This is a genomic window from Hymenobacter nitidus (genome assembly GCF_020447315.1).
Taxonomy (GTDB): Bacteria; Bacteroidota; Bacteroidia; order Cytophagales; family Hymenobacteraceae; genus Hymenobacter; species Hymenobacter nitidus.
The window spans coordinates 486,177-510,862 of sequence record NZ_JAJADQ010000004.1 but is presented as its reverse complement, the minus strand read 5'-3'; the positions used below and the strand labels follow the sequence as shown (position 1 = coordinate 510,862).

Here is a 24,686-nt window from a genome sequence, read left to right as displayed (position 1 = left end):
AGGCCTTCTGGGTGGCGGCACTCTTTGTCGGTACAATGCTCGGGGGCCCGGCCCTGTGTGCCGCGCCTGCCGGGCTGCCCGCAGGCGCGGTTGCTCCCATTTCTGCCACTCTCCTGGCTGATCCGGCCGTAGTCAGCTACATCCTGGTGAATGCCGACACCGACCAGGATATTCTGACCTTAACGGATGGGGCTACGCTGAATCTGGCACTGCTACCGACCCGCAACCTGAATATTCGGGCTACCACCGACCCGGCCGTAGCCGGCAGCGTAGTATTTGAGCTGAGTGGGACCCAAACGCAGAGCATTACGGAGAGCGTGGCGCCCTACGCGCTGTTCAGCGACTTTCAGGGGGATTATTTCAACTGGACTCCCGCGGCCGGCAGCTACACGCTCACGGCCACTGCCTACTCCGAGGCGGGCGGCGGGGGCACGGCCGGCACGCCCCTCACCCTAAGCTTTAGCGTCCTGGATCCGCCCGCCAATGTCACCAGCTTCACGCTGGTGAATGCTGACACCGACCAGGACATTCAAACCCTGACCACGGGCACTGCGCTGAACCTAAGCACCCTACCGACCCGCAACCTGAATGTCCGGGCCAATGTGAATTCGTCGCCGGTGCGTAGCGTAGTCTTTGCCCTCAGCGGGGCTCAAACCCAGAATGTAACGGAGAATACGGCCCCCTACGCCTTGTTTTCGGATGACACGGGCAACTACAATGCCTGGACGCCGACGCCGGGAACGTACGCCCTGACGGCAACCCCGTACGTGGGCGCCAACGGTACCGGCGACAACGGCGCGGCGCTGACCATCAACTTCAGCGTCATCGATCCTTCCGGCACCGTCACCAGCTTCACGCTGGTAAATGCCGATACCGACCAGGATATTCAAACCCTGACGGCCGGCGCGGTGCTCAACTTGTATGGGCTGCCCACGCGCAACCTGAACATCCGGGCCAATACGGCCCCGGCCGCCGTGGGCAGCGTCGTGTTTGCCATGAGTGGGCAGCAAAGCGCCGGCATTACGGAGAGCGTGCTGCCCTACGCCATGTTCGGCGACATGCAGGGCAACTACAACGTGTGGAACCCCGCAGTGGGCTCGTATACCATCACGGCTACGCCGTTTCCAGCGGCCAATGGGGTCGGGGCCGCCGGCGAAGGGCTGGCCATCAGCTTCCGGGTTATCGACCAAGCCAACCCGCTGCCCGTCAAGCTCACCTCCTTTACCACCCAGGCCCAAAGCGCCGGGGTGCTGCTGCGCTGGACTACTGCTTCTGAGGAATTCAACCGCGAGTTTGTAGTGGAGCGCAGTACCGACGGCAAGACATTTTCCCAGCTCGCCACGGTGGCTGGCCAGGGCAGCACCAGCACCACGCACCACTACACCTACCTGGATAAGCAGCTTCCGGCCGGCAGCGTGGTGCTCTACTACCGCCTGCGCCAGATAGATACCGACGGCACCACTCATTTTTCTCCCGTGCGCACTCTCTCGCCCACAACCAACGGCCAGCGCCTGCAGCTTTACCCCACCACCGTGACAGATGGCCGGGTATACTATGAAATTAGCAGTGAAAATGCCGCCGCCGGGCTACTGGAGCTATTTACCATGCAGGGCCAGCGCGTGCCGTACCAGTCTACCGGAACCATCAGTGCCGGCTCCATCTCCACGCAGGGGTTGCCCGCCGGCCTCTATCTGCTGCGCTACACATCTGCTGAAGGCACGTTCACCAACCGTTTTATTCTACCCTGATTCATTATCTATCCAGCTACGGCTACTGCACAGGGCCGGCTCTCATATCCGTGAGGGCCGGCCCTGTTGCTTACGCGTAGCGGCCCAACCGGTGGCCTTCCTTTCTCCTGGTAACCGGCTTGCGTACCCTGACCACGCCTAGCTTCCGGCGACGAACTGTTCGTTTGCCTATCTGGCATTCAAGCTATTATCATCCCAATCAACTCCCGGGCGCTTTAGTCCGGCGGCTGATTATGGCTCACGAAAATGCTCCACCGCCCGGCCCTACAGGGTCCGGATGGTGGAGCAGAACGGCGTGGCTAGCGTAAGCGCCTAGCGGCGTATCAGCTTCACGCGGGAAGTAAAGTGCGGGCTTTCCAGCAGCAGGTAGTAGATACCGGCAGCGGGCATATACCGGGAAAAATCCAGGTGAAACTCACCCGACGGCGCGCTGCCCGTTACTTGGCCGGTTGCCACCGTGGCACCCAGCGCCGAAAGCAGGGTGTAGCTGATGGGTTCGGGGGTTTGCTGCCGGGGCACGTCCAGAACATAGCGGCCGTCTTCGGAAGGGTTGGGATGCGCCCGCACAGCCTGGGGCGCGGCAATACCCAACCCGGTTTCTTTGCCGCCGCCGGCTGGCCGGGCCTCGGCCTGGTCTATCAGGATGAAGCTGATGGTCAGGGCCTGGCCGGCGGGGCCGCTGCCCCCGGCCTGCTCGTAGGGCGTAGCCGTCAGAGAATACGTGCCTACCGACGGCGCCCAGGCGTTGTAGTCGCTGTTACTGTCGCTGAACAGGGCGTAGGGCGCCACCGATTCGGTTTGCTGGTGCAGCTGCTTGCCGTTTAGCGTAAACACCACGCTGCCCACCGTGGCCGGAATGGTATTGGCCCGGATGTTCAGGTTGCGCGTGGGCAGGGAAATGAAATTGACGGTCAGGCCCGGCGTCAGCACCTGAATATCCTTGTCCGTATCGGCATCGACGAGCGTGAAGCCGGCGACGGTGATGGGGGCCGTATTCACCACGCTGAACCGGAGCGTGAGCGGCGGGCCGGCGGCGCCCACCGTGCCGTTGCTAGTTGCCGCGTAGGGTGTGGCCGTCAGGATATAGCTGCCGACGGCCGGAACCCAGCCGAAATAGTCCCCCTGCGCGTCGCTGAACAGCGCGAAGGGCGCCACGCTCTCCGTGCTGCTATGCATTTGGGCCCCGCTCAGCTCGAACACGACCCGGCCCACGGCGGCGGGGTCATAATTAGCCCGGATGTTCAAGTTGCGGGTGGGCAGCAGCGCCAGATTCAGGGTCGAGCCGTTGGTCAGGGTCTGAATATCCCGGTCGGTCGTGGCATTAACCAGCGTGAAGCTGGCCGCGCCGGGCTCATCGGTTGGGGCGGGCGCGAAGGTGGCCGTCACGGCTTTGTTGCCCGTCATGGTCAGCGCCAATGGATTGGCCGTGCCGCCGGCGTCGCCGCTCCAGCCCAGAAACAGGTAGCCCGAGGCGGGCGTGGCCGTCAGCACGACGCTTTCGTTCTGGGCGTATGCCGGCTTTTCCGGGCTTTTGCTGACCGTTCCCTGCCCGGTGGTACTGACCGTGAGCGAGTAGATATCGGTGCTGACCTGGTCGATGACCGTGAAGTTAACGGCCAGTGGGGCCGAGGCCGCGCCATTGCCGCCCGCTTCGCTGTAGGCCGTGGCTTCGAGGCGGTAGGTGCCCACTATCGGCGTCCAGGAGTTGTAGTTGCCGCCCGCGTCGGAAAATAAGGCGTAGGGCGCCACCGACTCGGTTTGCCCGTGTTGTTCGGCGCCATCGAGCCGCAGCCGCACGCTGCCCACGGTGCTGGGGTTAGTATTGACCCGAACGTTCAGGTTGCGCGTAGGCAGGGAGGTCAGGTTGAGGGTGGCCCCGTTGGTCAGGGTCTGAATATCCTGGTCGGTATCGGCATTTACCAGCGTGAAGCTGCTGATCATGGCCGAGGCAAAGTTGGCAGTGATGCTCTTCGCGCTGTTCATCGTGATGGTGAGCGGATTGGCTGTGCCGCCGGCGTCGCCGCTCCAGCCCAGAAACAGGTAGCCCGCGGCGGGCGTGGCCGTCAGGGTCACGTTGCCGCCGCTGGGGTAGCTGGTCAGCTCCGGACTTCTGGCCACCGTGCCGCTTCCGGTGGTGGCCACGGTCAGGGCATACACGGGCGGTGGCGGCGGGCCCAGCAAGCTTTGCAGGGCCGCATACCAGCGGGCCGCCATTTTTTCTTCTCCCCCATCGTTTAGGTGCACGCCGTCGTACATATCGGTGCCGGGGTTGAAGCCCGTGTTCTGATCGACAATAACGACTGGCGACTGCGAGGTACTTTTCTGCTGGGCCAGGCCCGGCAGCAGGGCATTGAGCTCGGTGATGTTGCTGTTGCCGGGGCTGAGCGAGGTGGGGAGAAGCTGGGCCAGAATCACCTTCACGGTGGGCTGGCCCAGGCGCAGCTCGTCAATAATCTGGCCCAGCTCGTTGCGGATATCCACCACATTCTGATTCTGGAAGGCGTCGTTGGAGCCCGCGTGTATCAGTACCACATCGGGGCGGCTGGCGGCGGCCCAAGCCCGGGACCCCGCCATCAGCTCGTCGGCGCGCAGGCCCCAGTGGCCTTCGTGGTCGAAGTCAAAGTCAGGAATTGGTGGCGGCCCGCCGTAATTGGTGCGCAACGAACCCACGAAGTCGACGCTGTAGCCGCCCGCCTCCAGCTTGTGCCACAGGGCTCGCCGGTAGGAGTTCTGAGTTTCACTGCCTTGCGTGGTGGAGGCTCCGAAGGGCATAATCCGGACCTGAGCAAGGCTGAACCGGGGTATCAGGGCAAACAATCCGAGCAGAATCAGCCACTGCCAGGGTGCTGAACGGGCCGAAAAAAAACGGGGTGGGTACGCAATAGGATGCATAGGCGTAGAACAAAAGTGGTGGGTACAACATGCAGGCCCGCAACCGGCTACTAGACCTGGGCAGCGAAGCGAAGAGCCGGAAACTCAGGGCCACAACCAGTCCGTGCGCCTTACAAGGCAGCTACTTCTGGTCAACTTCAATCTGTGGTTTCTACCGATAGTGCGCTATACGGTAAAGCTCTAATTTATGTAATTATTTCTTTAATTAAAATAATTATTTTTCTAAACAGTAGTCGATTCTATTCCTTTCTGTTCTGATCAGGAGCATTCTATTCCCATCCATTGAAGGCCTGCGTACCACACGTAAAGGCCAGCTGACTCGGTGGGCTCCAGAGTGAGCTGGCCGGAATACACGTCGATAAACAGCTGATTATAGGGATTTAAGGAACCGGTATAGTTTGGGCAGCGGGTCGCCGAGCATGCTAAGCGCCGTTGTGTCGCGTAGGGTAAAGGGCACTTTGTTGGTGCTGCGGCCCCAGAGCTTGTAGCGCACAAAGTTGGCGAAGGGAATGTAGCGCCCCAGGGCAAAGGAGGCGGGGGGCAGGTTCTGGCCCAGGGCGGCGCGGCAGGCCAGCACGGGGAAGTTCACCTGGGCCCGCACGGCCGAGCCGACGACGGTCAGCCAGAAGCGGGTATTGATTTCAATGACCTTCACTTGCCGGGTGCGGGCATCGTAGCGCAGATCCAAGTGGGCTACCCCATTCCAGCGCAGCGCCTTCATCACCTGGTGCGCTACGGCCAGCACTGCTTCGTTGCGCACAAACTCGATGGCCTCGGTGGGTGCATAAGCCGAGGCCGCCGGCAGAATTCCCTTCTGAATGGAATAGGCTACCAGCTTGCCGTTGCGGTAGAGCACGTTGCAGTCGATGTCGTAGCCTTCGATGCAATTTTGAATGATGTAGTTGCTGCCTTCGGGCAGTCTGGCTACCGCCTGCAGCAGCGTGGGGCGGTCCTGAAACAGCTCGATACCTCCTCCCCCAATACCATCGACGGGCTTGAGCAGCACCGGAAACCGAAAGTGTTTGAGCTGGGTTTCCAAGTTGTGCCGCACGTTCAGGATGGTATCGGGGGCCGGAATACGGTGCTGCTGCATAAAGCCGCCCAGCCTGCTTTTGTCGGTGGCAATTTCGTAGGCCTCCGCCTCGGGCAGGGGTAGCAGCCGCACAAACGTAGCTAGCACCTGCTGGTAGGCAATAGCAAAGCGCATTCCGGCCACATCGATGGGCAGAAACACGTCGGCTTTCGTCGTCTGGGCGACCTGCCGGGTGTAGGCCAGCAGCTCCGCATCCGACTTTTCGGGCGCCAAGTAATGCCAGTCGTGGATGTAGTGCGAAAACCGGTAGGGACTGGCCGCATCCCGGGAGAGCAGGTGTACCCGGATGCCCTTCTGCCGGCTCAGACAGAACAGCATGGCGCCGGTCAGGCGGTAGTTGCTTTCCAGTACCAGCACCGTCCAGGCGTCGCCTTCGCGCCGGGGTAGCGGCGGCGTGGTTTCCGGGGCAACCGGGGTGGGTGTTACGTGGGGCCTGGGCGTGAGAATGAGTGGAATATGCCGGTTAGCTCCCGTATATTCCAACAGATTAAGCTGTTGAGAGTTCATGTGACGGTGGTGCAGTAGGTGGGATACTGGGCAGGGGACCGGGGATTAATCGGTGGCCGCCAACTCGGGGGTTGGCTTCGGAGCGTGGGCGGGCCCGAAGTGGGCCTCCTGCTCGCGGCGCAACTGGTCAATCAGGCGGTCTTCGGGCAGAATGACGTCGTCGTAGGTCAGCACTTGGTCTTTGGGCACGTCGCGGCGCAGCACGCAGCCTTCGGCCACGCCCAACGGAAGCAGGTTTTCGGCGCGGGCGGCCCCGGCATTTTCGGCCAGCCCGTAGGTCATGTAGTGCCCGATACCGTCGAGGGTTTCGCCGGCCCGCAGCGCAATTTTGGCCGTCGTCACGACCTCCACGCAGGGCGCGCCTTGGGGCGCCAGCGCCGCATCCTGAAACAGCACGGCCCGGGCCACCGAGGTTGGCGTTTCGAAGTGGCAGAGGTGGTAGGGCGTGTAGAAGCAGTAGAGCGGCCCTGGCCCCAGCTTATAAAGCTTGAGGTAGTGCTGCTGAATGGGGTCGTCGTGGGTGCCCAGGATAAAGACGCCGGGACCCGGCTCGGCCCCCACCACGTAGTCCACGATACCAGGGCCACCGCTGAGCAGGCGCTCCTGCGGATACCATTCGGCGGCCTTGCTGATGGGCGTGCCGGGCGCCACCGTAGGGCCCAGCATGCCCCGTTGCGCCACTTCCATGCCCAAGGCGTTGGCAATAACGGCCTGCTCGAAGCTGATTTTGCTGCCGTCGGCGAAGCTGGTTACCATGCTCGGATTCTGGCCCCACTGCCGGGCAAAGCCCTCCTGGGTAGTCGGGTTGCGGTAGGGGTCGTGCAGGCCTTTGATGTTGCCGCAGAGCACCGGCTTCACGCCCAGGCCCTTCACGAAGCGGGCCAGATTGAGCGTCACGCCCGGCTGGTCGCCGTCCGAAACGGTATATACCACCCCGGCGCGGTCGGCGTACACTTTCAGAATAGCGCCCACCGTACCGTCGAGCTCGGCATTGAGCAGCACGATGTGCTTGCCGTGCCGGATGGCTTCGAGTACCACGTGCGCCCCGTGCTCCACGGCGCCGGTTACCTCAATAATGGCATCAATACCCTCGGCCCGGCTCAGCAGCAGCGCGTCGTCGGTAATGGCGGGCTGGCCCAGCTGAATGCAGGCTTCGAGGGCCGATACGGTGCCGACTTCGCGGGCGCCGTGCTCCCCGGCCTCCTCGTAGGCCCGGCGGGCCTGCGACAAAGTGCGGTTGGCAATGGCGACCAGCTCCATGCCGGGCACGTAGCGGCAAATCTGGAGCGCGACGCCGCGGCCCATAAAACCGGCTCCTACCATCGCCACCCGAATGGGTTGGCCGAGGCGTTGTCGTTGAGCCAGAGCAGTATCGATGATAAGCATAGCAGGTCAGAATGCGGATGAGAGGAAAAGCAGGATTGGCCGCAGTGGTTTATTCGCTGAGCTGGCCTTCGGAGGAGGGCACCAGCAGGTGGTAATCGGGGTGATTCTGGTCTTTCTCCGAGACGAGCACCGGCTCCAGGGGCCACTGGATATTGATGGACGGGTCGTTCCAGCGCAGCCCCCGCTCCGAGCCCGGGGCGTACTTGGCCGACACCTGGTAGCACACGTCCGTGTTATCGGTCAGCGTAACAAAGCCGTGGGCAAAGCGCGCCGGCACAAACAGCATGCGGAAGCTGTCGGCCGTCAGCTCCACGCCCAGCCACTGCCCGTAGGTAGGCGACTCTTCGCGCAGGTCCACAATCACGTCGTAGATGGCGCCGCGGGTGCAGCGCACCAGCTTGGTTTCTTCGTAGGGCGCCAGCTGGTAGTGCATGCCCCGCAGGGTGCCGCGCTTGGGGTTCGACGATACGTTGGCCTGCAGCGGCGGCATCAGAATACCGTGGGCGGCAAACTCGTCTTCGCACCAGGAGCGGGCAAAAAAGCCCCGCTCATCGGCCATGCGGTCCACATCAATAATAAAGGCACCTGGCAGTTCGGTCTCGGTGAAAATCATAGGATTCAGCGTGTTTCGATGGTAGAAAATGGGAAATCAGGACGGAAAAGAATCAGGATAAAGCCAGTTCGGGCTGGGCAGCGGGGGCGGCAATGGCGGCCGCGTCCTGCCAGCACAGGCTGGCATCGAGCTGGCCGGTGTCGCGCAGGGCCGTGAGCACCCGCAGGCGCATCAGCTGCGAGGAGCGGAACTCCGGGTCGCGGAAGCCCATGCCCAGCAGACCGGCGTGCAGCTCCGTAATCGTATCGGCGAGGGTGCGCCGGGGCTGGTGGTTGGGCGCCAATTCGCGGAACAGGCTAAAGTCGACGCGGTAGGAGCGCTTGTCCGGGGGCGCACTGGAGTTGAGCTGCACCTCGGTGCCGGGAATGGCCTCGGCAATGGCCGCCGCCAGCTCGCGCACCTGGTAGTTCCACTGCTCCGAGCCGGCATTGATGGCCAGGAAGTTGCCGCCGCATTCGGCGGTCCGGGTAATGGCCCACTCGATGGCCCGGGCCATATCCTGCACGTGAATCAGGGGGCGCCAGGGCGTGCCGTCGCTCAGGATGCTGATGCGGCCCGTGGCCACGGCCCCGGCCACAAAGTCGTTCACCACCAGATCAAGGCGCAGCCGGTCGCTCCAGCCGCAGGCCGTGGCAAAGCGCAGGCAGGTCACCTGGAAGCTGTCATCGGCCAGCGGGGCCAGGTCCTGCTCGCTCAGCACCTTGGAGCGGGCGTAGGCTGTCAGCGGGTTCAGGTCCGACTGCTCGGTTTTGGCTCCCTCTCCCCCGGCCCCATACATGCTGCAGGAGCTGGCAAACACGAAGGCTTTCACGCCGGCCGCCTTGGCGCGGCGGGCCAGCGAAATACCGGCCTGGTGGTTGATTTCCAGAGTCACAGCCTCGTAGGTCTGCCCCATTGGGTCATTGGAAATGGCGGCCAGGTGCACAATGGCGTCGAGGCCTTGCAGCAGGGAGCTGGGCAGGTGGCGCACGTCGCCGAAGATTTGGCGGTCGAGGCGCGCCTCGGGCAGGCGCTGCACGCCGGTGAGGCAGTGGGCAAAATAGGCCATGTCGTAGCCGATCAGCTCGGCCTGCGGAAACTGCTGCCGCAGGTGCCGCACCACGCCGGGCCCTACGTAGCCCATGTTGCCGGTAATGAGGATGCGCTGCATAGTATAAAAGTCAGAAATGAGGATTTTATTGAGGAAAAGTGCGTGGTCCTGTGAAGCCGACTTAGTCTTTGGGCAGCAGCGTGGGTGCAGCTACGCGCTGCCCAACGGGTGCCGTCACGGCCGAGGTCATAATCTGGGTGAGTACCGGGTCGGCGGTGGCGGCTTCGGTTACCGCATCCCACACTTTCCAGCGGGCTTTGCCGGCGCTCCACATTTCCTCCAGCATGTTCCGGTCGCGCAGGGTATCCATGGGCTGCCAGAAGCCGGTGTGGCGGTAGGCGGCCAGCTTGCCTTCGGCGGCCAGGTGCTCCAGCGGGCCCTTTTCCCACACGGTGCTGTCGTTGTCGATGTAGTCGAACACCTCGGGCTCCAGCACAAAAAAGCCGCCGTTTATCCAGGGTGTTTCGCCGCCTTCGGGCTTTTCAGTGAAGCTGGAAATGCGGGTTGCTTCGTCGCTGAGCGAGAAAACCCCGAAACGACCGGGCTGGCGCACCGCCGTAAGCGTAGCCACGGCCTGCTGCTGCTGGTGGTGCTCAATGGCGGCCCGGATGTCGACGTCGCCTACTCCGTCGCCATACGTCAGGCAGAATGTTTCATTGTCGAGATGCTCCCGCACCCGGCGCAGGCGGCCACCGGTCATGGTTTCCTGGCCGGTGTCCACCAGCGTCACGGTCCAAGGCTCGGCGTTGCTGCGGTGAATCTGCATCTCATTCCGGTCCATGCGGAAAGTCACATCGGAATTATGCAGGAAGTAGTCGGAAAAGTATTGTTTTATCATATGCCCTTTGTAGCCGCAGCAGATGACAAAGTCCCGGATGCCGTGGTGGGCGTATATTTTCATGATGTGCCACAGGATGGGCCGACCGCCGACTTCTACCATCGGTTTAGGCCGCACGCCACTTTCTTCGCTGATTCGGGTTCCGTAGCCACCCGCCAGAATAACTGCTTTCATAGGTGCAAAATGAGTTGATGTGTTACCAAGAAGAGAGAGAAGAAGTGAAGACTGAAGAATCAGTAGGCGTGTAGCTCCACGCTGGCACTTAGATACAGAAATATAGAAGTAATTATAATATTATCGATAAAAATTATTAAATATTTTTAATAAAAATCAATTATACATTGATATTATTCTTTTACATACAAACACAGGTAGCCATCTAACCATGTAAACGGCCAGCTGTAAATAGATAAATACCAGTAAAATACAGGATTATGGGTTTACTCGCCTGGCTCAGTTACGGCTAGCCGGACCCAGGAGCTAATCAGGCGGAGGCCTGCGGCCGGCCGGCCCATGAAGCCAGAAACCGGCGCCCCATCAAGTACACAAACCGGGTATTGGTGTGCAGGTACCGGCGCCACAGGCGCTTAGGCTCCAGCCACAGCCGGTAGGCCCACTCCAGCCACAGCTGCCGGGCCCAGCGTGGCAAGCGCGGCTCCAGACCGGCATACACCGGAAACGCCTGTCCCACGCCCAGCATACAAGCCCGTACCCGGCCCCGGTGCGCCGCCATCCAGCGCTCCTGCCGGGGGCAGCCCAGGGCCACAAACAGCAGGTCGGGGTCGGCAGCGTTGATGGCGGCCGTTTCCGCGGCATCCTCCTCGGCGGTAAGGGCGCGGAATGGCGGCGAATAAGCCCCGACAACGCGCAAGGCGGGCAGTTCGCGCTGGGCACGGGCCACCATGGCCCCCAGTATTTCGTCGGTAGTCCCGTAGAAATATACCGACTGCCCCCGCTTGGCGGCTTCTGTCAGCAGGGCGGGCAGCAGGTCCATCCCGGCCACGCGCTCCTGGCGCTGCCGGTGGAACAGGCCCACGGCCGCGGCCACCGGGCTTCCGTCGGGCACCACCAGGTTGGCCTCATCCAGAATACGCCGAAAATCGGGGTGGTGATGAGCCTCCACCAGCATGTGCACGTTGGCGCAGCACACGTAGGCCGATGCCCGCGCCGCTCCCAGCCGCAGAATGGTATCCGTAAATTCGGTGAAGGTTCCGGTCGAAATCCACGAATCCAGCACAAGACGTTTGGGAAGCATCTTTTGGGGTATGAGGGGATGGGGTATGCGTTTAGGAGGGGCGGGCGGTTGGGCTATAACAGCAGAGACGGAAAGCGGCTGGGGTGAGCCCGCATGGTTGCTACACGTGGCAGCAGAGCAAAGCCTCCTACCCTCTTACCCGCACACACTCCTGCCCTATTTCACTGCTAGTAAGCGTTTTTCTCACCCCGAATCATATTCCAGACGGTCTGGCCGATGATTTTCATATCAAGGCCAAACGACCAGTTTTCCATGTATTTCAGGTCGTATTCCACGCGCTTGCGCATGGCCTGGGGGGCCCGGGTTTCGCCCCGGTAACCGTTCACCTGCGCGTAGCCCGTGATGCCGGGCGTCACGGCGTGGCGCATCTGGTAAGTGCGGATGTGCTTGGAGTATTCTTCCAGCTGCGACACCATATTGGGCCGGGGCCCTACTACCGACATGTGGCCCAGAAAGACGTTGAAGAACTGGGGCAGCTCATCCAAGTTGTACTTGCGCAGGTAGCGGCCCACCCGCGTTACGCGGGGGTCGGCGAAGGTGGCCTGCAGCTCGGTCTGACGGTGGTCGGCGCGCATGGTGCGCAGCTTGTAGCACGGAAACAGGTGGTTGCGCTTGCCAGGGCGCATCTGCTTGAAGAATACCGGGCCGGGCGAGTCGAGCTTGATGAGCAGGGCCAGGATGGGCATGATGAAGGGGAAAGCCAGCAGGATGACCGCCAGGGAAAAAGCAATGTCAAACACTCGCTTCAGCACCTGGTTGGTACGAATGCCCAGGGGCTGGTGCCGGATGGTAAGGATGGGCATGTGGTCGTAGAAGTACACGTTTACCTCCCGCCGTACGGTACCGCTGAAATCGGGCACGATGCGGAACGACAGGAAATGGTCGTCGGCAAACTGCGAGAGGTCCTCAATCAGCTCGTGCCGGTCGAGGGGCAGGGTGAAGTAGATTTCATCGATGGTGGTGCGCAGGCAGTAGCTTTTCAGCTCGGCCAGGGGGCCCCGCACGTAGGGCCGCAGCCCATCGGCTACGGGCTCATCGGCAAAAAAGCCCTGAAACTGGTTGCCAATCGGGTCGTGGGAGGCCAGAAACCGGTACAGCTCCTGCCCGCTTTCCCCTGCTCCCACAATGATAAAGCGGGAATGGGCCCGGGCCACGTGCTTATGGTAGGCGCGGTAGCAGAACGTAATCAGGAAGCGGGCCCCTACGACGCCCGTAACGGCGAAGCTGTACACGGCAAAAATGTAGCGCAACGACAACCAGTCGAGCTCCAGGGCCAGCACCACGGCCAGCACCAGGCAGGCGTGCAGCAGGAAGGTGCGCATCAGGTAGAGCAGCTTCTCCGGGTAGGTTATCAGCTTATCGACCCGGTAGATATTGGCAAACTGCCCGGAAAGCAGCCACCAGAGCAGGCCAAATATCACGAAGCAGAAGGGAGCGTACCCCGTGAAATGCCAGGTACCCCAGATCATGCGGCCGGCGAGGCGGAACGCGCCAAAGATGAGGAGTACATCAATCACTGGCAGTACTAGGCGCGAGGCGTCGGAGTAATGTCTGTACCGTTCCATAAACTATGTGTGTAAAAGAGCCCAATTGGAGGTAATTTCTACCAGCTGGTGGGATGTAGAAGTAGATCGATACCAAGTAACGTATAATTTGGTGTTTAAGCAATAATAAATATAACTTTTATTTTAATAGGAGCATCACATATTCATTTACTGGTACTTACTCAATATTTTGTTCTCCTAAAACGCGACAATGATTTTCAAATCTGCCCCCACAAAAGCTAAAAAAGAGCCATTAGTAATCCGATAACCGGACTGCTAATGGCTCTTTCTACCTGATAAAAGCTCAGGCGACGACAAAAAACCGGCTCTATTCGGAACTAGTAGCCGAAGTAGTTTCCAGTGGGGCCCTATCCACTTTTGCATATTGCCGGGCCTTGCCGGGCAGCGTTTTATCCTTCTCTTTGCCCAGCGCCGCCGCTGGCTCGGGTACCCAGTGGTGGCGTCCACCGGCGCGCTCGTCGTTGAACTCCGTCGGGATAGTGCCGGCTTCGGTGCGCTCCTTCCAGGTGAGGTGCTCGGTGCCGTCGTCCTGGCGCTCCATCGTGATGCACTGCTCCACGGGGCACACCAGGGAGCAGAGGTTGCAGCCCACGCAGTTTTCCTCGATAATGGCCGGCACGCGGGTGCCTTCCTGCAACCGGATGGCTTGGTGGGCGCCATCTTCGCAGGCCGTGTAGCACAGCTGGCAGCCGATGCACTTTTCCTCGTTGATGGCCGCCGTCACCTTATACTTCAAATTAAGGTCCTCCCAGTGCTTCACGTTCGGCAGGGCCTTGCCCACCATGTCATATATTGTGTGAAAGCCTTTATCGGTCATGTATTGCTCCAGGCCGCTGGTCATTTCCCGGATGATGCCGAAGCCGAAGTGCATGGCGGCCGTGCACACCTGCACGCTGCTGGCGCCCAGCAGAATGTGCTCTACCGCGTCGCGCCAGTTTTCGATGCCGCCAATGCCGGAAATGGGCAGCTGCACCTCGGGGTGCTGGGCGCAGTTTTTCACCATGTTCAGGGCAATGGGCTTCACGGCCGGACCGCAGTAGCCCCCGTTCGAGCCCTTGCCGTCCACGATGGGGTACGGCGCAAACAAATCCAGGTCGACGCCCACAATGCTCTGAATCGTGTTGATAAGCGAAATGGCATCGGCCCCACCCCGGCGGGCGGCCATGGCGGGCTCGGTAATGTCCGAGATATTGGGCGTGAGCTTCACAATGACCGGAATCTTGGCCACTTCCATCACCCACTCCACAATAGTCTGCAGCACTTCCGGTTCCTGCCCTACCGCCGAGCCCATGCCCCGCTCGCACATGCCGTGCGGGCAGCCGAAGTTCAGCTCGATGCCGTCGGAGCCGGCGTTCTGCACGTCGCGCACGATGTCGTGCCATTCCTGCCGGCTTTGCACCATGAGGGAGGCAATGACGGCGTGGTGGGGAAAGCGCTTTTTTACTTCCTCAATCTCGCGCAGATTGTCGCTCAGGGGCCGGTCCGAAATCAGCTCAATGTTGTTGAAGCCAATCAGGCGCTTGTCCCGGTAGTTCACCCCGCCGTAGCGGCTCGACACATTCACGACCGGCACGCCCAGCGTTTTCCAGACGGCGCCGCCCCAGCCCGCATCAAAGGCTTTCATCACCTGATACCCCGAGTTGGTGGGCGGCGCCGAGGCTAGCCAGAACGGGTTGGGCGACTTGATACCGGCAAAATTTATCGACAGATCTGGCATTGGTTGTTGGTTGTTAGTTGTTGGTTGTTAGTAGGCTGCCTTCCGAAAAGCCGACAACTACAAACCGGCACTCAAAAACGCGTGGATGCCGCGGGCCGTGGCTTTGGCTTCGGCGGCGGCATTTACCACTTCCGCGCCGCCGTTGCGGGCGTCCCCGGAAGTGAAATACTTGGGGTTGGTGGTTTGGCCGGTGCGCTCATCGGCCACGATGCGGCCTTTGCTGTCAATCTGCAGGCCGGGAATCAAACGCAGAAACGGGAGCTGCTTGGACTGCCCGGTGGCTTTGATGACCATGTCGCAGGGCTCCACAAACTCGCTGCCGGGCAGCAGCTGCACTTCCCCGTTGAGCGTGGCCGTGCGAATAAACTTCACGCCTTCGACTTTGCCGTTGCCCACAATCTCGAGGGGGGCCACGTTGAACAGGCCTTTCACGCCCACGCCTTTGGCCAAGTCGTACTCAAAGTCATAGGCCCCCATTTCTTCCTTGCCGCGCCGGTAGGCCAGTATCACATCTTCCGCGCCGAGGCGGGCCGACTCGGAGGCGGCATCCATGGCCGTGTTGCCGCCGCCCAGCACGATTACCTTGCGGCCCACGGGCATCTGGTGGTGGCGCTGGCGCAGCTGCTCGATAAACTCTACGGCTCCCACGCAGTTGGCGCGCTCCTCGCCGGGCAGGCGCAGCGGGTTGGTCAGGCCCAGGCCGATGCCGAGAAACACCGCGTCGTAGGACTCTTCCAGCGCCTCCAGCTCCCGGCGCGAGGTAATGGGCTGGTTGTATTGCACCCGGAAGCCGAACTGGGCCTCCAGATACGCCATTTCGGCCAGCACTTCCTCGTTCGTGATTTTGTAGGGCGCCACGCCGTACACCGTCAGGCCCGAGGGCTTGCCCTTGGCCTCGAATACGTCCACTTCGTAGCCTAGGCTGCGCAGCTCGCAGGCCGCCGACACTCCGGCCGGCCCGGCCCCGATAATAGCGACTTTGCGGCCGTTGGGGGCGCCAGGGCCAAAGAGCTTCTTGTTCTGCTCGATGGCCTCGCGCGTGGCGTAGCTCTGCAGGCGCCCGATTTCGATGGGCTTCATATCCTGCTCGGTATACACGCAGGCCCCCTCGCACAACACTTCCGTGGGGCACACTTTGCCGCAGGCGTTGCCGAAGTAGTTGGCTTCGTAAATGGTAAGGGCCGCCCCGGTGGTATTGCCGGTGTTGATCTGGCGGATGAATTGCGGCACGTCGATGCCCGAAGGGCAGGCTTTGATGCAGGGAGCATCGAAGCAGAAAAGGCAGCGGGAGCTTTCGTAGAGCGCCTCGGTGCTGTTCATGCGGGGCTTGAGCTGCGCGAAGTTGGCGTGAAATTCCGGCTCGGAAGTCGGCGTTTTATACTCGGCCATGGTACTGGAGGGAGAGGGTAGCGGTGGGGCAATAAGCAAAAGGGAAAGACAGAAAATAAGCAGCAGGCACGCCTACTACCAGGCACTACAGGTGCGGGCAAGAACTGACGTTTTACCGCCAATCCTTGCTATTCAAGTACTTAGTAAGATACGCTTATAATTCGACCAGCTTCTCGTAGGTCTCGGGGCGCCGGTCGCGGAAGAACTGCCAGGTGTTGCGCACTTCCTCAATCATGTCGAGGTCGAATTCGGCTACCAGCAGCTCATCATTGTCTTCCGAGGCCTGGGCCAGAATCTGGCCGCGCGGGTCCACGAAGTAGCTGGTGCCGTAGAACTTGCCCAGGTTCCAGGGCTTCTCGGTGCCCACGCGGTTGATGCAGCCCATAAAGTAGCCATTGGCGGCGGCGTGGGCCGGCTGCTCCAGCTTCCAGAGGTACTGCGAGAGGCCCGCTACCGTAGCCGAGGGGTTATACACAATTTCGGCCCCGTTCAAACCCAGGATGCGGGCCCCGTCGGGGAAGTGCCGGTCGTAGCAGATGTACACCCCCACCTTGGCGTATTTGGTCTGAAACACGGGGTAACCCATGTTGCCGGGCTTAAAGAAGAACTTCTCCCAGAAGCCGGACGTGTGCGGAATGTGGTTTTTGCGGTACTTTCCCAGGTAAGTGCCGTCGGCGTCGATAACGGCGGCCGTATTGTAGAGGAAGCCCGCCGACTCCCGCTCATACACCGGCACAATCATTACCATGTTGTACTTCTTGGCGTACTCGGCCATGCGCTCCGTCGTGGGGCCGGGCACCGGTTCGGCCGAGGCGTACCAGGCTTTATCCTGGCCGGGGCAGAAATACGGGGTGTTGAAGATTTCCTGCAGACACAGAATCTGCACGCCCTGGCGGCCGGCTTCTTCAATGAGCGGAATATGCTTCTGCACCATGGCTTCCTTGATTTCGTCAATGGAGCCTTCGCCCTCACTAATGGGCAGGCTCATCTGGATCAGCCCAGATTTAATAATTCGTGGCATGGGAGAGAAAAGAAAAGGGTTTGGGAGTGTGTTGATTTTCTGGGTCCTTGCAGGGCAGTAACCGAAGCCATTCGTCCTCTGAAATGTGCCTGCCTGGCTTCTGTGGCGAGCCTAACGTTGGAATTAGCTGGTAAAAGGCCCGGAGGTGCTGCGCAGACAACGCACAGCCGCGCTTTGCTCGCCATGCCATGGATTTTAAAAAGCCGTTTTACCGCGCTTGATAAACTGCCCGTAGCCCCGGCCGACTTTCGTTTCGCCGCCCTGCACGGCTACTTGCCCGCGCAGAATCACCGTGTCGATTTTGCCGGTCAGCTCCCAGCCTTCGTAGGCCGAGTAGTCGCAGTTCATGTGGTGGGTGTCGGCCGAAATTGAGTGTTTTTTTTCGGGGTCGAGCAGCACCAGGTCGGCGTCGGCGCCGATGCTGATGGTGCCTTTGCGCGGAAACATGCCGAAGATCTTGGCCGCGTTGGTACTGGTTACTTCCACGAACTTCTGCAGGCTGATTTTGCCGGTTGTCACGCCTTCCGAAAACAGCAGCTCCATGCGGTGCTCAATGGCGGGGTGCCCGTTGGGAATTTTCGAAAAGTCGTCTTTGCCCAGCAGCTTCTGCTCCCACATAAAGGGGCAGTGGTCGGTGCCCACCACCTGCACCAGCCCCTGATTGATGCCGGCCCAGAGCGTGGCCTGGTCCTTTTTCTCGCGCAGCGGCGGCGACATCACCACCTTGGCCCCGTTCACCTCGTCCTCATAAAGCGAGGCATCGAGCACCAGGTACTGAATGCAGGTTTCCACGAACACGCGCTGGTTGCGCTCAGTGGCCCGCCGCACCTGGTTCAGAGCGCCTTCGCAGGTCAGGTGCACGATGTAGGCATTGACGCCGGTGTAGTTGGCAATATCGGCGAAGCGGCCCGAGGCTTCGGCTTCCGTCACTTCGGGCTGCGACAAATAGTGGTAGAGCGGCGTGAGCTTGCCCTGCTCCCGGTGCTGGGCAATGAGCGTGTCAATCATGTCGCCGTTGGTGGCGTGGGCCGTCACGAGGCCGCCGTGCTTTTTCACTTCCTGCATCAGGCCCACCATCTGCGCATCGTCGATCATGAGCGCACCCTTATAAGCCATGAAGGTTTTAAAGGAAGTAATGCCCTCGGCTATCATGTCCTTGATTTCCGCCCGGGTATTGGGGTTGAAGTCAGTCACGGCCATGTGGAACGAGTAGTCGCCGACGGCCGTGCCGGTGGCGCGGCCCTGCCACTCGGTCAGGGCTTCGCGCAGGCTGTGGCCCTGCTTCTGCAGCACGAAGTCGATGACGGTGGTGGTGCCGCCGTGCAGGGCGGCGCGGGTGCCGGTTTCGTGGGTATCGGAGCTGAAGGTGCCCATAAACGGCATCTCCAGGTGCACGTGCGGGTCGATGCCGCCGGGCACGATAATCTTGCCTGTGGCATCGATGGTGTGGTCGGCCTGCACCGGCAGGTTGCGGCCCAGGGCTACGATGGTTTCCCCTTCTACCAAGATGTCGCACACGGAGTCGGAATCGGCCGTAACAACGCGGCCATTTTTAAGAAGCAAAGACGCCATTCAACTAGAAGAGTGAAAGAGGTTTAGTTTGAAAAAATAGCGTTTTAAGCCCCGAATAGCAAGCAAAGGAGGCAGCTTCTTTTCGCACCGATAAAGCAGGGATGCCAAGCCGAATCTTCCGGCCTTGGCGGGCAGTACAATCGAGTAGCAACAGGATAGCGGGAGGCGGTAGACGACCGGTTCAGAGCCCTAAACTAGGCCCGGCTCGACCTCCTATCCTATGCAACCTGGCGGCGCAGGGACCATCAGGGAGTTTTGCGCTACTAAACCCCGGTATGCTATCCACCAAAGCAGCCCGCCCCACCCAGGATAGACCGGGCCGCGGGCCGCGCAGTTAGCCCGTCACGTACTCGTCGGCCACGCGGAGGGCCTGCGAAATAATGTCGAGGCCTTCATCCAGCTCGTCCTTGGTGATGCTCAGCGGGGGGGCCACGAAAATGTAGTTCCAGCGCACGAACGTGTACATGCCTAGCTCCTTGATCTTGGCCGCCACCTTGTTCATCATTTCCATCTGGCTGGGGGCTGCGTTCCAGGGCGCCATGGGCTCTTTGGTGGCGCGGTTCTTCACCAGCTCGATGCAGCCAAACAGGCCCGTGTTGCGCCAGTCGCCGATGCTGGGGTGCCGGGCCATCAGCTCGCACATGCGCTCATCGAGGTAGCGGCCCAGCGTCACGGTGTTTTCGAGCAGGTTGTCTTCCTCATAAATACCCAGCACCGCCACGGCCGCCGCGCACGACACCGGGTGGGCCGAGTACGTGAGGCCCAGCGGCAGGGGCTTGTCGTCGAACGATTGGGCAATGGCTTCGTCCACCATCACCGCGCCCAGGGGCAGGTAGCCGGCGGTAATACCCTTGGCCATGCACATTAGGTCGACTTTCACGCCGTGGTGGTCGGAGCCGAACCACTTGCCGGTGCGCCCGAAGCCGCTCATCACCTCATCGGCCACGAGCAGAATGCCGTACTTATCGCAAATGGCGCGCACCCGCTGCCAGTAGGTGGGCGGGTACTTGATGCAGCCCGAAGTGCCCGACTCCCCTTCCAGGATAATGGCGGCCACGCTGCCCGGGTTTTCATACTGAATGATGCGCTCCATGGCGGCGGCGGCGCGCTCGGCGCACTCTTCCGGCGTGCTGCTGTACCAGGGGCAGCGGTAGAAATAGGGGTTCTCGACGTGCACCACGCCCGGCATGGCCTGGCTGTCGACGGCGAACTTGCGCGGGTCGCCGCCGGCGCTGATGGCCCCGTAGCTGGCACCGTGAAACGATTGGTACAGCGTCACGATTTTGTGGCGGCCGGTGTAGACGCGGGCCAGCTTGATGGCATTTTCGATGGCCTCGGCGCCGCCCAGGGTGAAGAAGGCCTTGGTCAGATTGGGGGCCGTTATTTCCGCCAGCTTCCGGCCCAAATCACCGCGGGCCTTGGTTATCATGCCCGGATACACGTAGCTCAGCTCCCGCATCTGGGCGGCCACGGCCTCGGTTACGCGCTGGTCGCCGTGGCCGATATTCACGTTCATCAGCTGCGACGAGAAGTCAATGTAGCGTTTACCGTCCCGGTCGTAGAGGTACACGCCCTCGGCGCGTTCGGCGTTTATCGGGTTCAGGCCGGCCTGCTTCGACCAGGAAAACAACGTGTGCTCCAGGTTGTCCTGCAGAATCTGGTCTTTATCGGTGTCGGTGTAGGTTTCCATTCGGAGGGTAGTAGTATTGGCAAGCGGAAGAACGTGGGTTGGAGTCTTAAAAGGTAGCAAAAAGCCACCACTTCAGCGCCGGACGGCACTGATTAAGAACGAACTACAGGAAAACGGGGCGTCGTATTGAACCCGGCCGAAGCGCCTGGCGAACTGCGGCCGGAGTACTATTCATCCGCCGGCCCGCGAGCTGCCCCGGCTTCGCCCGGCATGGCGTTCCGGGGCGAAAAACCGGTTAGCTCATCCAGTTCACCCGCGACTCGGGGTTCCACTTGGTTGTGGTTTTCTTGAGCTGGGTCCAGAACTCGATGGAGCTTTTACCGGTGATGTCGCAGGCCCCAAACTTCGACTCGTTCCAGCCGCCGAACGAGAACGGCTCCCGGGGCACAGGCACGCCGATGTTAACGCCAATCATGCCCGCGTTGGCGTGGTCCATCACGTAGCGGGCCGAGCTGCCGCTGCTGGTGAATACAGCGGCGGCGTTACCGTAGGGGTTGGCATTTTCGATGGCCAGGGCCTCATCCAGCGTGTTGGTGCGCATAATGGCCAGCACCGGACCGAACACTTCTTCCTGCGCGATGCGCATGTCGGGCGTCACGAAGTCGACGACGGTGGCTCCCACGTAGTAGCCTTCTTCCTGCCCGGCTACGCGGGCGTTGCGACCATCCAGCAGGACTTTTGCCCCGGCCGCTTCGGCTTCGGTGATGTGCTGCTCGATGCGCTCTTTGGCTTCCTTGCTGATAACGGAGCCCAGGTTCTGGCCGGGCACGATCTTGCGGGCTTCCTCCACGATTTTGGCCACAATAGCGTCCACTGCTCCTACCCCGACCATGGTGGAGCCGGCCATGCAGCGCTGCCCCGCGCAGCCCGACATGGAGGCAGCTACGTTGGAGGCCGTCATTTCCGGGTGGGCGTCGGGCAATACCATCAGGTGGTTTTTGGCCCCGCCCAGGGCCACGCAGCGCTTCAGGTTGCTGGTAGCCCGGATATACACCAGTTTGGCAATCTTGGTGGAGCCCACGAATGACACGGCCTGAATAGCCGGATGGTCGCAGATGGCTTCCACAATTTCCCGGTCGCCGTGCACAATGTTAAGGACACCATCGGGCAGGCCGGCTTCCTTGAGCAGCTCGGCTATGCGGCCCGCGCTCAGCGGCACTACTTCCGAGGGCTTCAGGATCATCGTATTGCCCAGCACCAGGGCATTGGGAATCGTCCAGTGCGGCACCATATTGGGAAAGTTGAAGGGCGCAATGCTGGCCACCACGCCCAGGGGCTTGCGCTCCGCCCGGGCCTCCACGCCTTTGCTTACTTCCAGGAATTCACCCTGAATCAGCTGGGGCATGGAACAGGCAAACTCGGTCAGCTCGATGGCCTTTTCCACTTCGGCCCGGGCCTCGTCGTAGGTCTTGCCATTTTCCTCGCGCACGAGGTCGGCCAGGGCTTTCATCTCCCGCTCCAGCAGGGTTTTGTAGCGGTAAAAAATCTGCACGCGCTCCTTAATGGGCATGGCTGACCACGCCGGGAAAGCCGCTTGGGCCGCCTCCACCGCCGCGTTGAGGGCCGCGGCGCCGGACAGCGGAACCGTGGAAATGACGGCCCCACTCAGCGGACTGAACACCTCCAGGCTGCGCGCCTCACTGCCTTCGACAAACTGGCCTGCCACATAATTGCGGACCGCGGGATACTTCAACGTTTCGACTTCCATGTTAAGAAAATGTTAAGCGGTTGCAAGTAATGAGTTTGTTGCACTTATGCAAATAGTTAGCAGCACCACGATTTACCCTTTCAGTGCTTTAAAAACACTACATGCCGGCTGTTTCGGCGGCTCTAAACCTGCAAATAGTGCTACTGACGCGTCTTTTTCCGCAAACGTTTGCGGAAAGGCCAAGCGCGGGCCGACCTACTCATTTTACCCTTTCTTTTTCTTAAAATCAAAAGCCGGGGGCTGGTCCGGGAAATACGGCGGTATTTCCCGGACCAGCCCCCGGCTGAGTCGAGGCGGTGACGTGGAGCGGCCTAGCTTTTCTTCTCCAGGTCCATGCCGCACACGGGGCACTTGCCGGGCGCCGTGCTTTGGCTGCCTTTGCACTGCATAGGGCACTCGTACACCGCCTCGCGGGCTTTGGGAGCAACGGTGCTTTCTGGGGTTGCCACCGTCTTGGAAGCGGCTTTCTGCTCACAGCTGCCCAGCAAAGCACCACCGAAGAGCAGCATAATGGGTAGATACAGGGATTTTTTCATTGGGAAGGAGAACAACAGCACCCGCCGGGGCGCCAAATACATAATCAGGACAGGAGCCGCAGCCCCGCCAAAACTACGAAGGCCGCTCGAAAGCCCGGGCCTGGTGCCCCACTCAGAGCAAGCCCGACTGGTGGCGGAGCCAGGGCCGGTTGTAGTCTTGGGCCGTGAGGGTACCCAACGCGGTCGGCCGGAGTTGCGTTAACCTTCCCAACTGTTGCTACCACTATATCCGCCTGCCTTATGACGACGACCTCCGTTTTATCGTACCTGCTGGAGCACAAGCTCGTTGCCATTATCCGCGGCGCCAACCCCGCGGAGCTGGTCAGCATCGTGCGGGCCCTGCACGCGGGCGGTATCCGGGCGGTGGAAATCACCCTGAACTCGCCCAAGGCGCTGCCGGGAATTGAGCAGGTAGCCGAGGCCATGGGCGAGGAAATGCTGGTGGGGGCCGGCACCGTGCTGGACCCCGAAACGGCCCGGCTGGCCCTGAATGCCGGGGCCCGGTTTATCATTTCGCCGACGCTGAACGTGAAAACCATCCGGCTGACGAAGCGCTACGGGGCCGTCAGCATTCCGGGTGGCTTCACGCCCACCGAAATCCTGACGGCTTACGAGCATGGCGCCGACATCGTGAAGGTGTTTCCGGCCTCGCAGGGCGCCACGTTTCTGAAGGATATTCGCGGGCCGCTGCCCTTTATTCCCTTGATGCCCACCGGCGGCGTGAAGCTGGACAACATCCGCGAGTTTCAGCAGGCCGGAGCGGCAGCCTTCGGATTGGGCAGCTCGTTGGTCGATACCAGCCAGCCGGTTTCCGAGGCCTATCTGCGGCAGCTGACCCAGAAAGCCCAGCAGTTTGTGCAGGCCGTATCCGGCGCTAACTAACTTGCATCGGCCATGAAAATCACCGGTTTTAAGCTGTATCAGGTGCCACCGCGCTGGCTGTTTCTCAAGATTGAAACCGACGAGGGCCTGGTGGGCTGGGGCGAGCCGGTCATTGAGGGCCGGGCCGCCACCGTGGCCACGGCCGTGCAGGAGCTGATGGGCAGCCTGCTGGGCAAAGACCCGCGCCACATCGAAGACCACTGGAACGTGATGTACCGGGGCGGCTTCTACCGCGGTGGCCCCATCCTGATGAGCGCCATTGCCGGCATCGACCAGGCCCTGTGGGACATCAAGGGCAAGTTTTTCAATGCTCCGATTTACGAGCTGCTGGGCGGCAAAGCCCGCGACACCATGCGCGTGTACTCCTGGATTGGCGGCGACCGGCCGGTGGACGTAGGGCTGGCGGCCCGCGGCATGGTCGAAAAGGGCTTTACGGCCGTGAAAATGAATGCCACCGAGGAAATGAGCTACGTGGACTCCTACGCCAAAGTCGACGCGGCCGTGGCCCGCATTGCGGCCGTGCGCGAAGCCGGGGGTCCGGCCCTGGGCATCGGCGTCGACTTTCACGGGCGGGTGCACAAGCCTATGGCCAAGATTCTGGCTAAGGAGCTGGAGCCATTCCGACCCATGTTCATCGAGGAACCGGTGCTGGCCGAAAACAACGAGGCCTTGCGCGACATTGCCCGCCACACGGCCATTCCCATTGCCACGGGTGAGCGGATGTATTCCCGCTGGGACTTCAAGCAGCTGCTCATTGATGGCTACGTCGACATTATTCAGCCCGACCTGAGCCACGCCGGCGGCATTACGGAGTGCAAGAAAATCATCAGCATGGCCGAGGCCTTCGACGTGGCCGCTGCGCCGCACTGCCCGCTGGGCCCTATTGCGCTGGCCGCCTGCCTGCAGGTAGATGCCACCTGCCACAACGCCTTTATCCAGGAGCAAAGCCTGGGCATCCACTATAATGTAGGCAACGACTTGCTCGACTATCTCGTGGACCCGACCGTGTTTGAGTACCACAGCGGCTACGCCAACATTCCCGACGGGCCCGGGCTGGGCATTCAGATCAACGAGGAATACGTGATACAGCGCGCCCAGCAGGGCCACGACTGGAAAAACCCCATCTGGCGCAACCCCGACGGCAGCGTGGCCGAATGGTAGGCGGCTTGCGTAGTACCAGAAGA

18 protein-coding genes are annotated in these 24,686 nt (G+C 61.2%); 3 read left to right on the top strand and 15 right to left on the bottom strand.

Annotated features, from left to right (window positions below; translation table 11 throughout):
- Window positions 1-35: 35 nt before the first annotated feature.
- Entirely contained in the window at window positions 36-1,748 is a 1,713-nt protein-coding gene (locus LGH70_RS10530; RefSeq protein ID WP_226185263.1) for a T9SS type A sorting domain-containing protein, read from the top strand.
- Window positions 1,749-2,060: 312 nt separating this feature from the next.
- On the opposite strand, the gene LGH70_RS10525 is transcribed toward LGH70_RS10530, so the two are convergent.
- The 15 genes from LGH70_RS10525 to LGH70_RS10455 all read right to left on the bottom strand — a co-directional run bounded on the left by LGH70_RS10525 (window position 2,061) and on the right by LGH70_RS10455 (window position 22,620).
- A complete protein-coding gene (locus tag LGH70_RS10525) occupies window positions 2,061-4,640 on the bottom strand; it encodes an InlB B-repeat-containing protein (RefSeq protein WP_226185260.1) in 2,580 nt (859 codons plus the stop codon).
- 370 nt (window positions 4,641-5,010) lie between these two features.
- Entirely contained in the window at window positions 5,011-6,240 is a 1,230-nt protein-coding gene (locus tag LGH70_RS10520) for an ATP-grasp domain-containing protein (RefSeq protein WP_226185258.1), read from the bottom strand.
- A gap of 45 nt (window positions 6,241-6,285) precedes the next feature.
- A complete protein-coding gene (locus LGH70_RS10515) occupies window positions 6,286-7,626 on the bottom strand; it encodes an NAD(P)H-dependent oxidoreductase (RefSeq protein WP_226185256.1) in 1,341 nt (446 codons plus the stop codon).
- 49 nt (window positions 7,627-7,675) lie between these two features.
- A complete protein-coding gene (gene rfbC, locus LGH70_RS10510) occupies window positions 7,676-8,239 on the bottom strand; it encodes a dTDP-4-dehydrorhamnose 3,5-epimerase (RefSeq protein WP_226185254.1) in 564 nt (187 codons plus the stop codon).
- A 52-nt stretch (window positions 8,240-8,291) separates the two neighbouring features.
- Window positions 8,292-9,389, bottom strand: coding sequence for an NAD-dependent epimerase/dehydratase family protein (locus tag LGH70_RS10505; protein WP_226185252.1), 1,098 nt, complete (start codon window positions 9,387-9,389; stop codon window positions 8,292-8,294).
- A 61-nt stretch (window positions 9,390-9,450) separates the two neighbouring features.
- On the bottom strand, window positions 9,451-10,341 hold the full coding sequence (rfbF, locus tag LGH70_RS10500) for a glucose-1-phosphate cytidylyltransferase (protein ID WP_226185250.1): 891 nt from the start codon (window positions 10,339-10,341) through the stop codon (window positions 9,451-9,453).
- A 310-nt stretch (window positions 10,342-10,651) separates the two neighbouring features.
- On the bottom strand, window positions 10,652-11,422 hold the full coding sequence (locus LGH70_RS10495; protein WP_226185248.1) for a WecB/TagA/CpsF family glycosyltransferase: 771 nt from the start codon (window positions 11,420-11,422) through the stop codon (window positions 10,652-10,654).
- A 167-nt stretch (window positions 11,423-11,589) separates the two neighbouring features.
- Entirely contained in the window at window positions 11,590-12,987 is a 1,398-nt protein-coding gene (locus LGH70_RS10490; RefSeq protein WP_226185245.1) for an exopolysaccharide biosynthesis polyprenyl glycosylphosphotransferase, read from the bottom strand.
- Window positions 12,988-13,294: 307 nt separating this feature from the next.
- Window positions 13,295-14,704: an NAD-dependent dihydropyrimidine dehydrogenase subunit PreA gene (preA, locus tag LGH70_RS10485; protein ID WP_226185243.1), complete on the bottom strand. Its 1,410-nt coding sequence runs from the start codon at window positions 14,702-14,704 to the stop codon at window positions 13,295-13,297.
- Window positions 14,705-14,761: 57 nt separating this feature from the next.
- Window positions 14,762-16,093, bottom strand: a complete 1,332-nt coding sequence (locus LGH70_RS10480) for an FAD-dependent oxidoreductase (protein ID WP_226185241.1) — start codon at window positions 16,091-16,093, stop codon at window positions 14,762-14,764.
- Window positions 16,094-16,247: 154 nt separating this feature from the next.
- Window positions 16,248-17,114, bottom strand: a complete 867-nt coding sequence (locus tag LGH70_RS10475) for a nitrilase-related carbon-nitrogen hydrolase (protein WP_226185239.1) — start codon at window positions 17,112-17,114, stop codon at window positions 16,248-16,250.
- A 195-nt stretch (window positions 17,115-17,309) separates the two neighbouring features.
- Window positions 17,310-18,686, bottom strand: a complete 1,377-nt coding sequence (gene hydA / locus LGH70_RS10470) for a dihydropyrimidinase (RefSeq protein ID WP_226185237.1) — start codon at window positions 18,684-18,686, stop codon at window positions 17,310-17,312.
- Window positions 18,687-19,020: 334 nt separating this feature from the next.
- On the bottom strand, window positions 19,021-20,376 hold the full coding sequence (locus tag LGH70_RS10465) for an aminotransferase class III-fold pyridoxal phosphate-dependent enzyme (RefSeq protein WP_226185235.1): 1,356 nt from the start codon (window positions 20,374-20,376) through the stop codon (window positions 19,021-19,023).
- 235 nt (window positions 20,377-20,611) lie between these two features.
- Window positions 20,612-22,084, bottom strand: a complete 1,473-nt coding sequence (locus LGH70_RS10460; RefSeq protein WP_226185233.1) for a CoA-acylating methylmalonate-semialdehyde dehydrogenase — start codon at window positions 22,082-22,084, stop codon at window positions 20,612-20,614.
- Window positions 22,085-22,395: 311 nt separating this feature from the next.
- Window positions 22,396-22,620, bottom strand: a complete 225-nt coding sequence (locus LGH70_RS10455) for a heavy metal-binding domain-containing protein (protein ID WP_226185231.1) — start codon at window positions 22,618-22,620, stop codon at window positions 22,396-22,398.
- Window positions 22,621-22,860: 240 nt separating this feature from the next.
- Between LGH70_RS10455 and LGH70_RS10450 the strand changes: the two genes are divergently transcribed.
- Complete coding sequence (locus LGH70_RS10450; RefSeq protein WP_226185229.1) at window positions 22,861-23,502, top strand: bifunctional 4-hydroxy-2-oxoglutarate aldolase/2-dehydro-3-deoxy-phosphogluconate aldolase; 642 nt, start codon at window positions 22,861-22,863, stop codon at window positions 23,500-23,502.
- A gap of 12 nt (window positions 23,503-23,514) precedes the next feature.
- Window positions 23,515-24,663, top strand: a complete 1,149-nt coding sequence (gene dgoD, locus LGH70_RS10445; protein WP_226185227.1) for a galactonate dehydratase — start codon at window positions 23,515-23,517, stop codon at window positions 24,661-24,663.
- Window positions 24,664-24,686: the final 23 nt, after the last annotated feature.

What these genes read in the sequence shown, in the direction of transcription:
- LGH70_RS10530 (WP_226185263.1), top strand. Translation starts at nt 36, where the DNA reads ATGCTCGGGGGCCCGGCCCTGTGTGCCGCGCCTGCCGGGCTGCCCGCA.
- LGH70_RS10525 (WP_226185260.1), bottom strand. Translation starts at nt 4,640, where the DNA reads ATGCATCCTATTGCGTACCCACCCCGTTTTTTTTCGGCCCGTTCAGCA.
- LGH70_RS10520 (WP_226185258.1), bottom strand. Translation starts at nt 6,240, where the DNA reads ATGAACTCTCAACAGCTTAATCTGTTGGAATATACGGGAGCTAACCGG.
- LGH70_RS10515 (WP_226185256.1), bottom strand. Translation starts at nt 7,626, where the DNA reads ATGCTTATCATCGATACTGCTCTGGCTCAACGACAACGCCTCGGCCAA.
- rfbC (WP_226185254.1), bottom strand. Translation starts at nt 8,239, where the DNA reads ATGATTTTCACCGAGACCGAACTGCCAGGTGCCTTTATTATTGATGTG.
- LGH70_RS10505 (WP_226185252.1), bottom strand. Translation starts at nt 9,389, where the DNA reads ATGCAGCGCATCCTCATTACCGGCAACATGGGCTACGTAGGGCCCGGC.
- rfbF (WP_226185250.1), bottom strand. Translation starts at nt 10,341, where the DNA reads ATGAAAGCAGTTATTCTGGCGGGTGGCTACGGAACCCGAATCAGCGAA.
- LGH70_RS10495 (WP_226185248.1), bottom strand. Translation starts at nt 11,422, where the DNA reads ATGCTTCCCAAACGTCTTGTGCTGGATTCGTGGATTTCGACCGGAACC.
- LGH70_RS10490 (WP_226185245.1), bottom strand. Translation starts at nt 12,987, where the DNA reads ATGGAACGGTACAGACATTACTCCGACGCCTCGCGCCTAGTACTGCCA.
- preA (WP_226185243.1), bottom strand. Translation starts at nt 14,704, where the DNA reads ATGCCAGATCTGTCGATAAATTTTGCCGGTATCAAGTCGCCCAACCCG.
- LGH70_RS10480 (WP_226185241.1), bottom strand. Translation starts at nt 16,093, where the DNA reads ATGGCCGAGTATAAAACGCCGACTTCCGAGCCGGAATTTCACGCCAAC.
- LGH70_RS10475 (WP_226185239.1), bottom strand. Translation starts at nt 17,114, where the DNA reads ATGCCACGAATTATTAAATCTGGGCTGATCCAGATGAGCCTGCCCATT.
- hydA (WP_226185237.1), bottom strand. Translation starts at nt 18,686, where the DNA reads ATGGCGTCTTTGCTTCTTAAAAATGGCCGCGTTGTTACGGCCGATTCC.
- LGH70_RS10465 (WP_226185235.1), bottom strand. Translation starts at nt 20,376, where the DNA reads ATGGAAACCTACACCGACACCGATAAAGACCAGATTCTGCAGGACAAC.
- LGH70_RS10460 (WP_226185233.1), bottom strand. Translation starts at nt 22,084, where the DNA reads ATGGAAGTCGAAACGTTGAAGTATCCCGCGGTCCGCAATTATGTGGCA.
- LGH70_RS10455 (WP_226185231.1), bottom strand. Translation starts at nt 22,620, where the DNA reads ATGAAAAAATCCCTGTATCTACCCATTATGCTGCTCTTCGGTGGTGCT.
- LGH70_RS10450 (WP_226185229.1), top strand. Translation starts at nt 22,861, where the DNA reads ATGACGACGACCTCCGTTTTATCGTACCTGCTGGAGCACAAGCTCGTT.
- dgoD (WP_226185227.1), top strand. Translation starts at nt 23,515, where the DNA reads ATGAAAATCACCGGTTTTAAGCTGTATCAGGTGCCACCGCGCTGGCTG.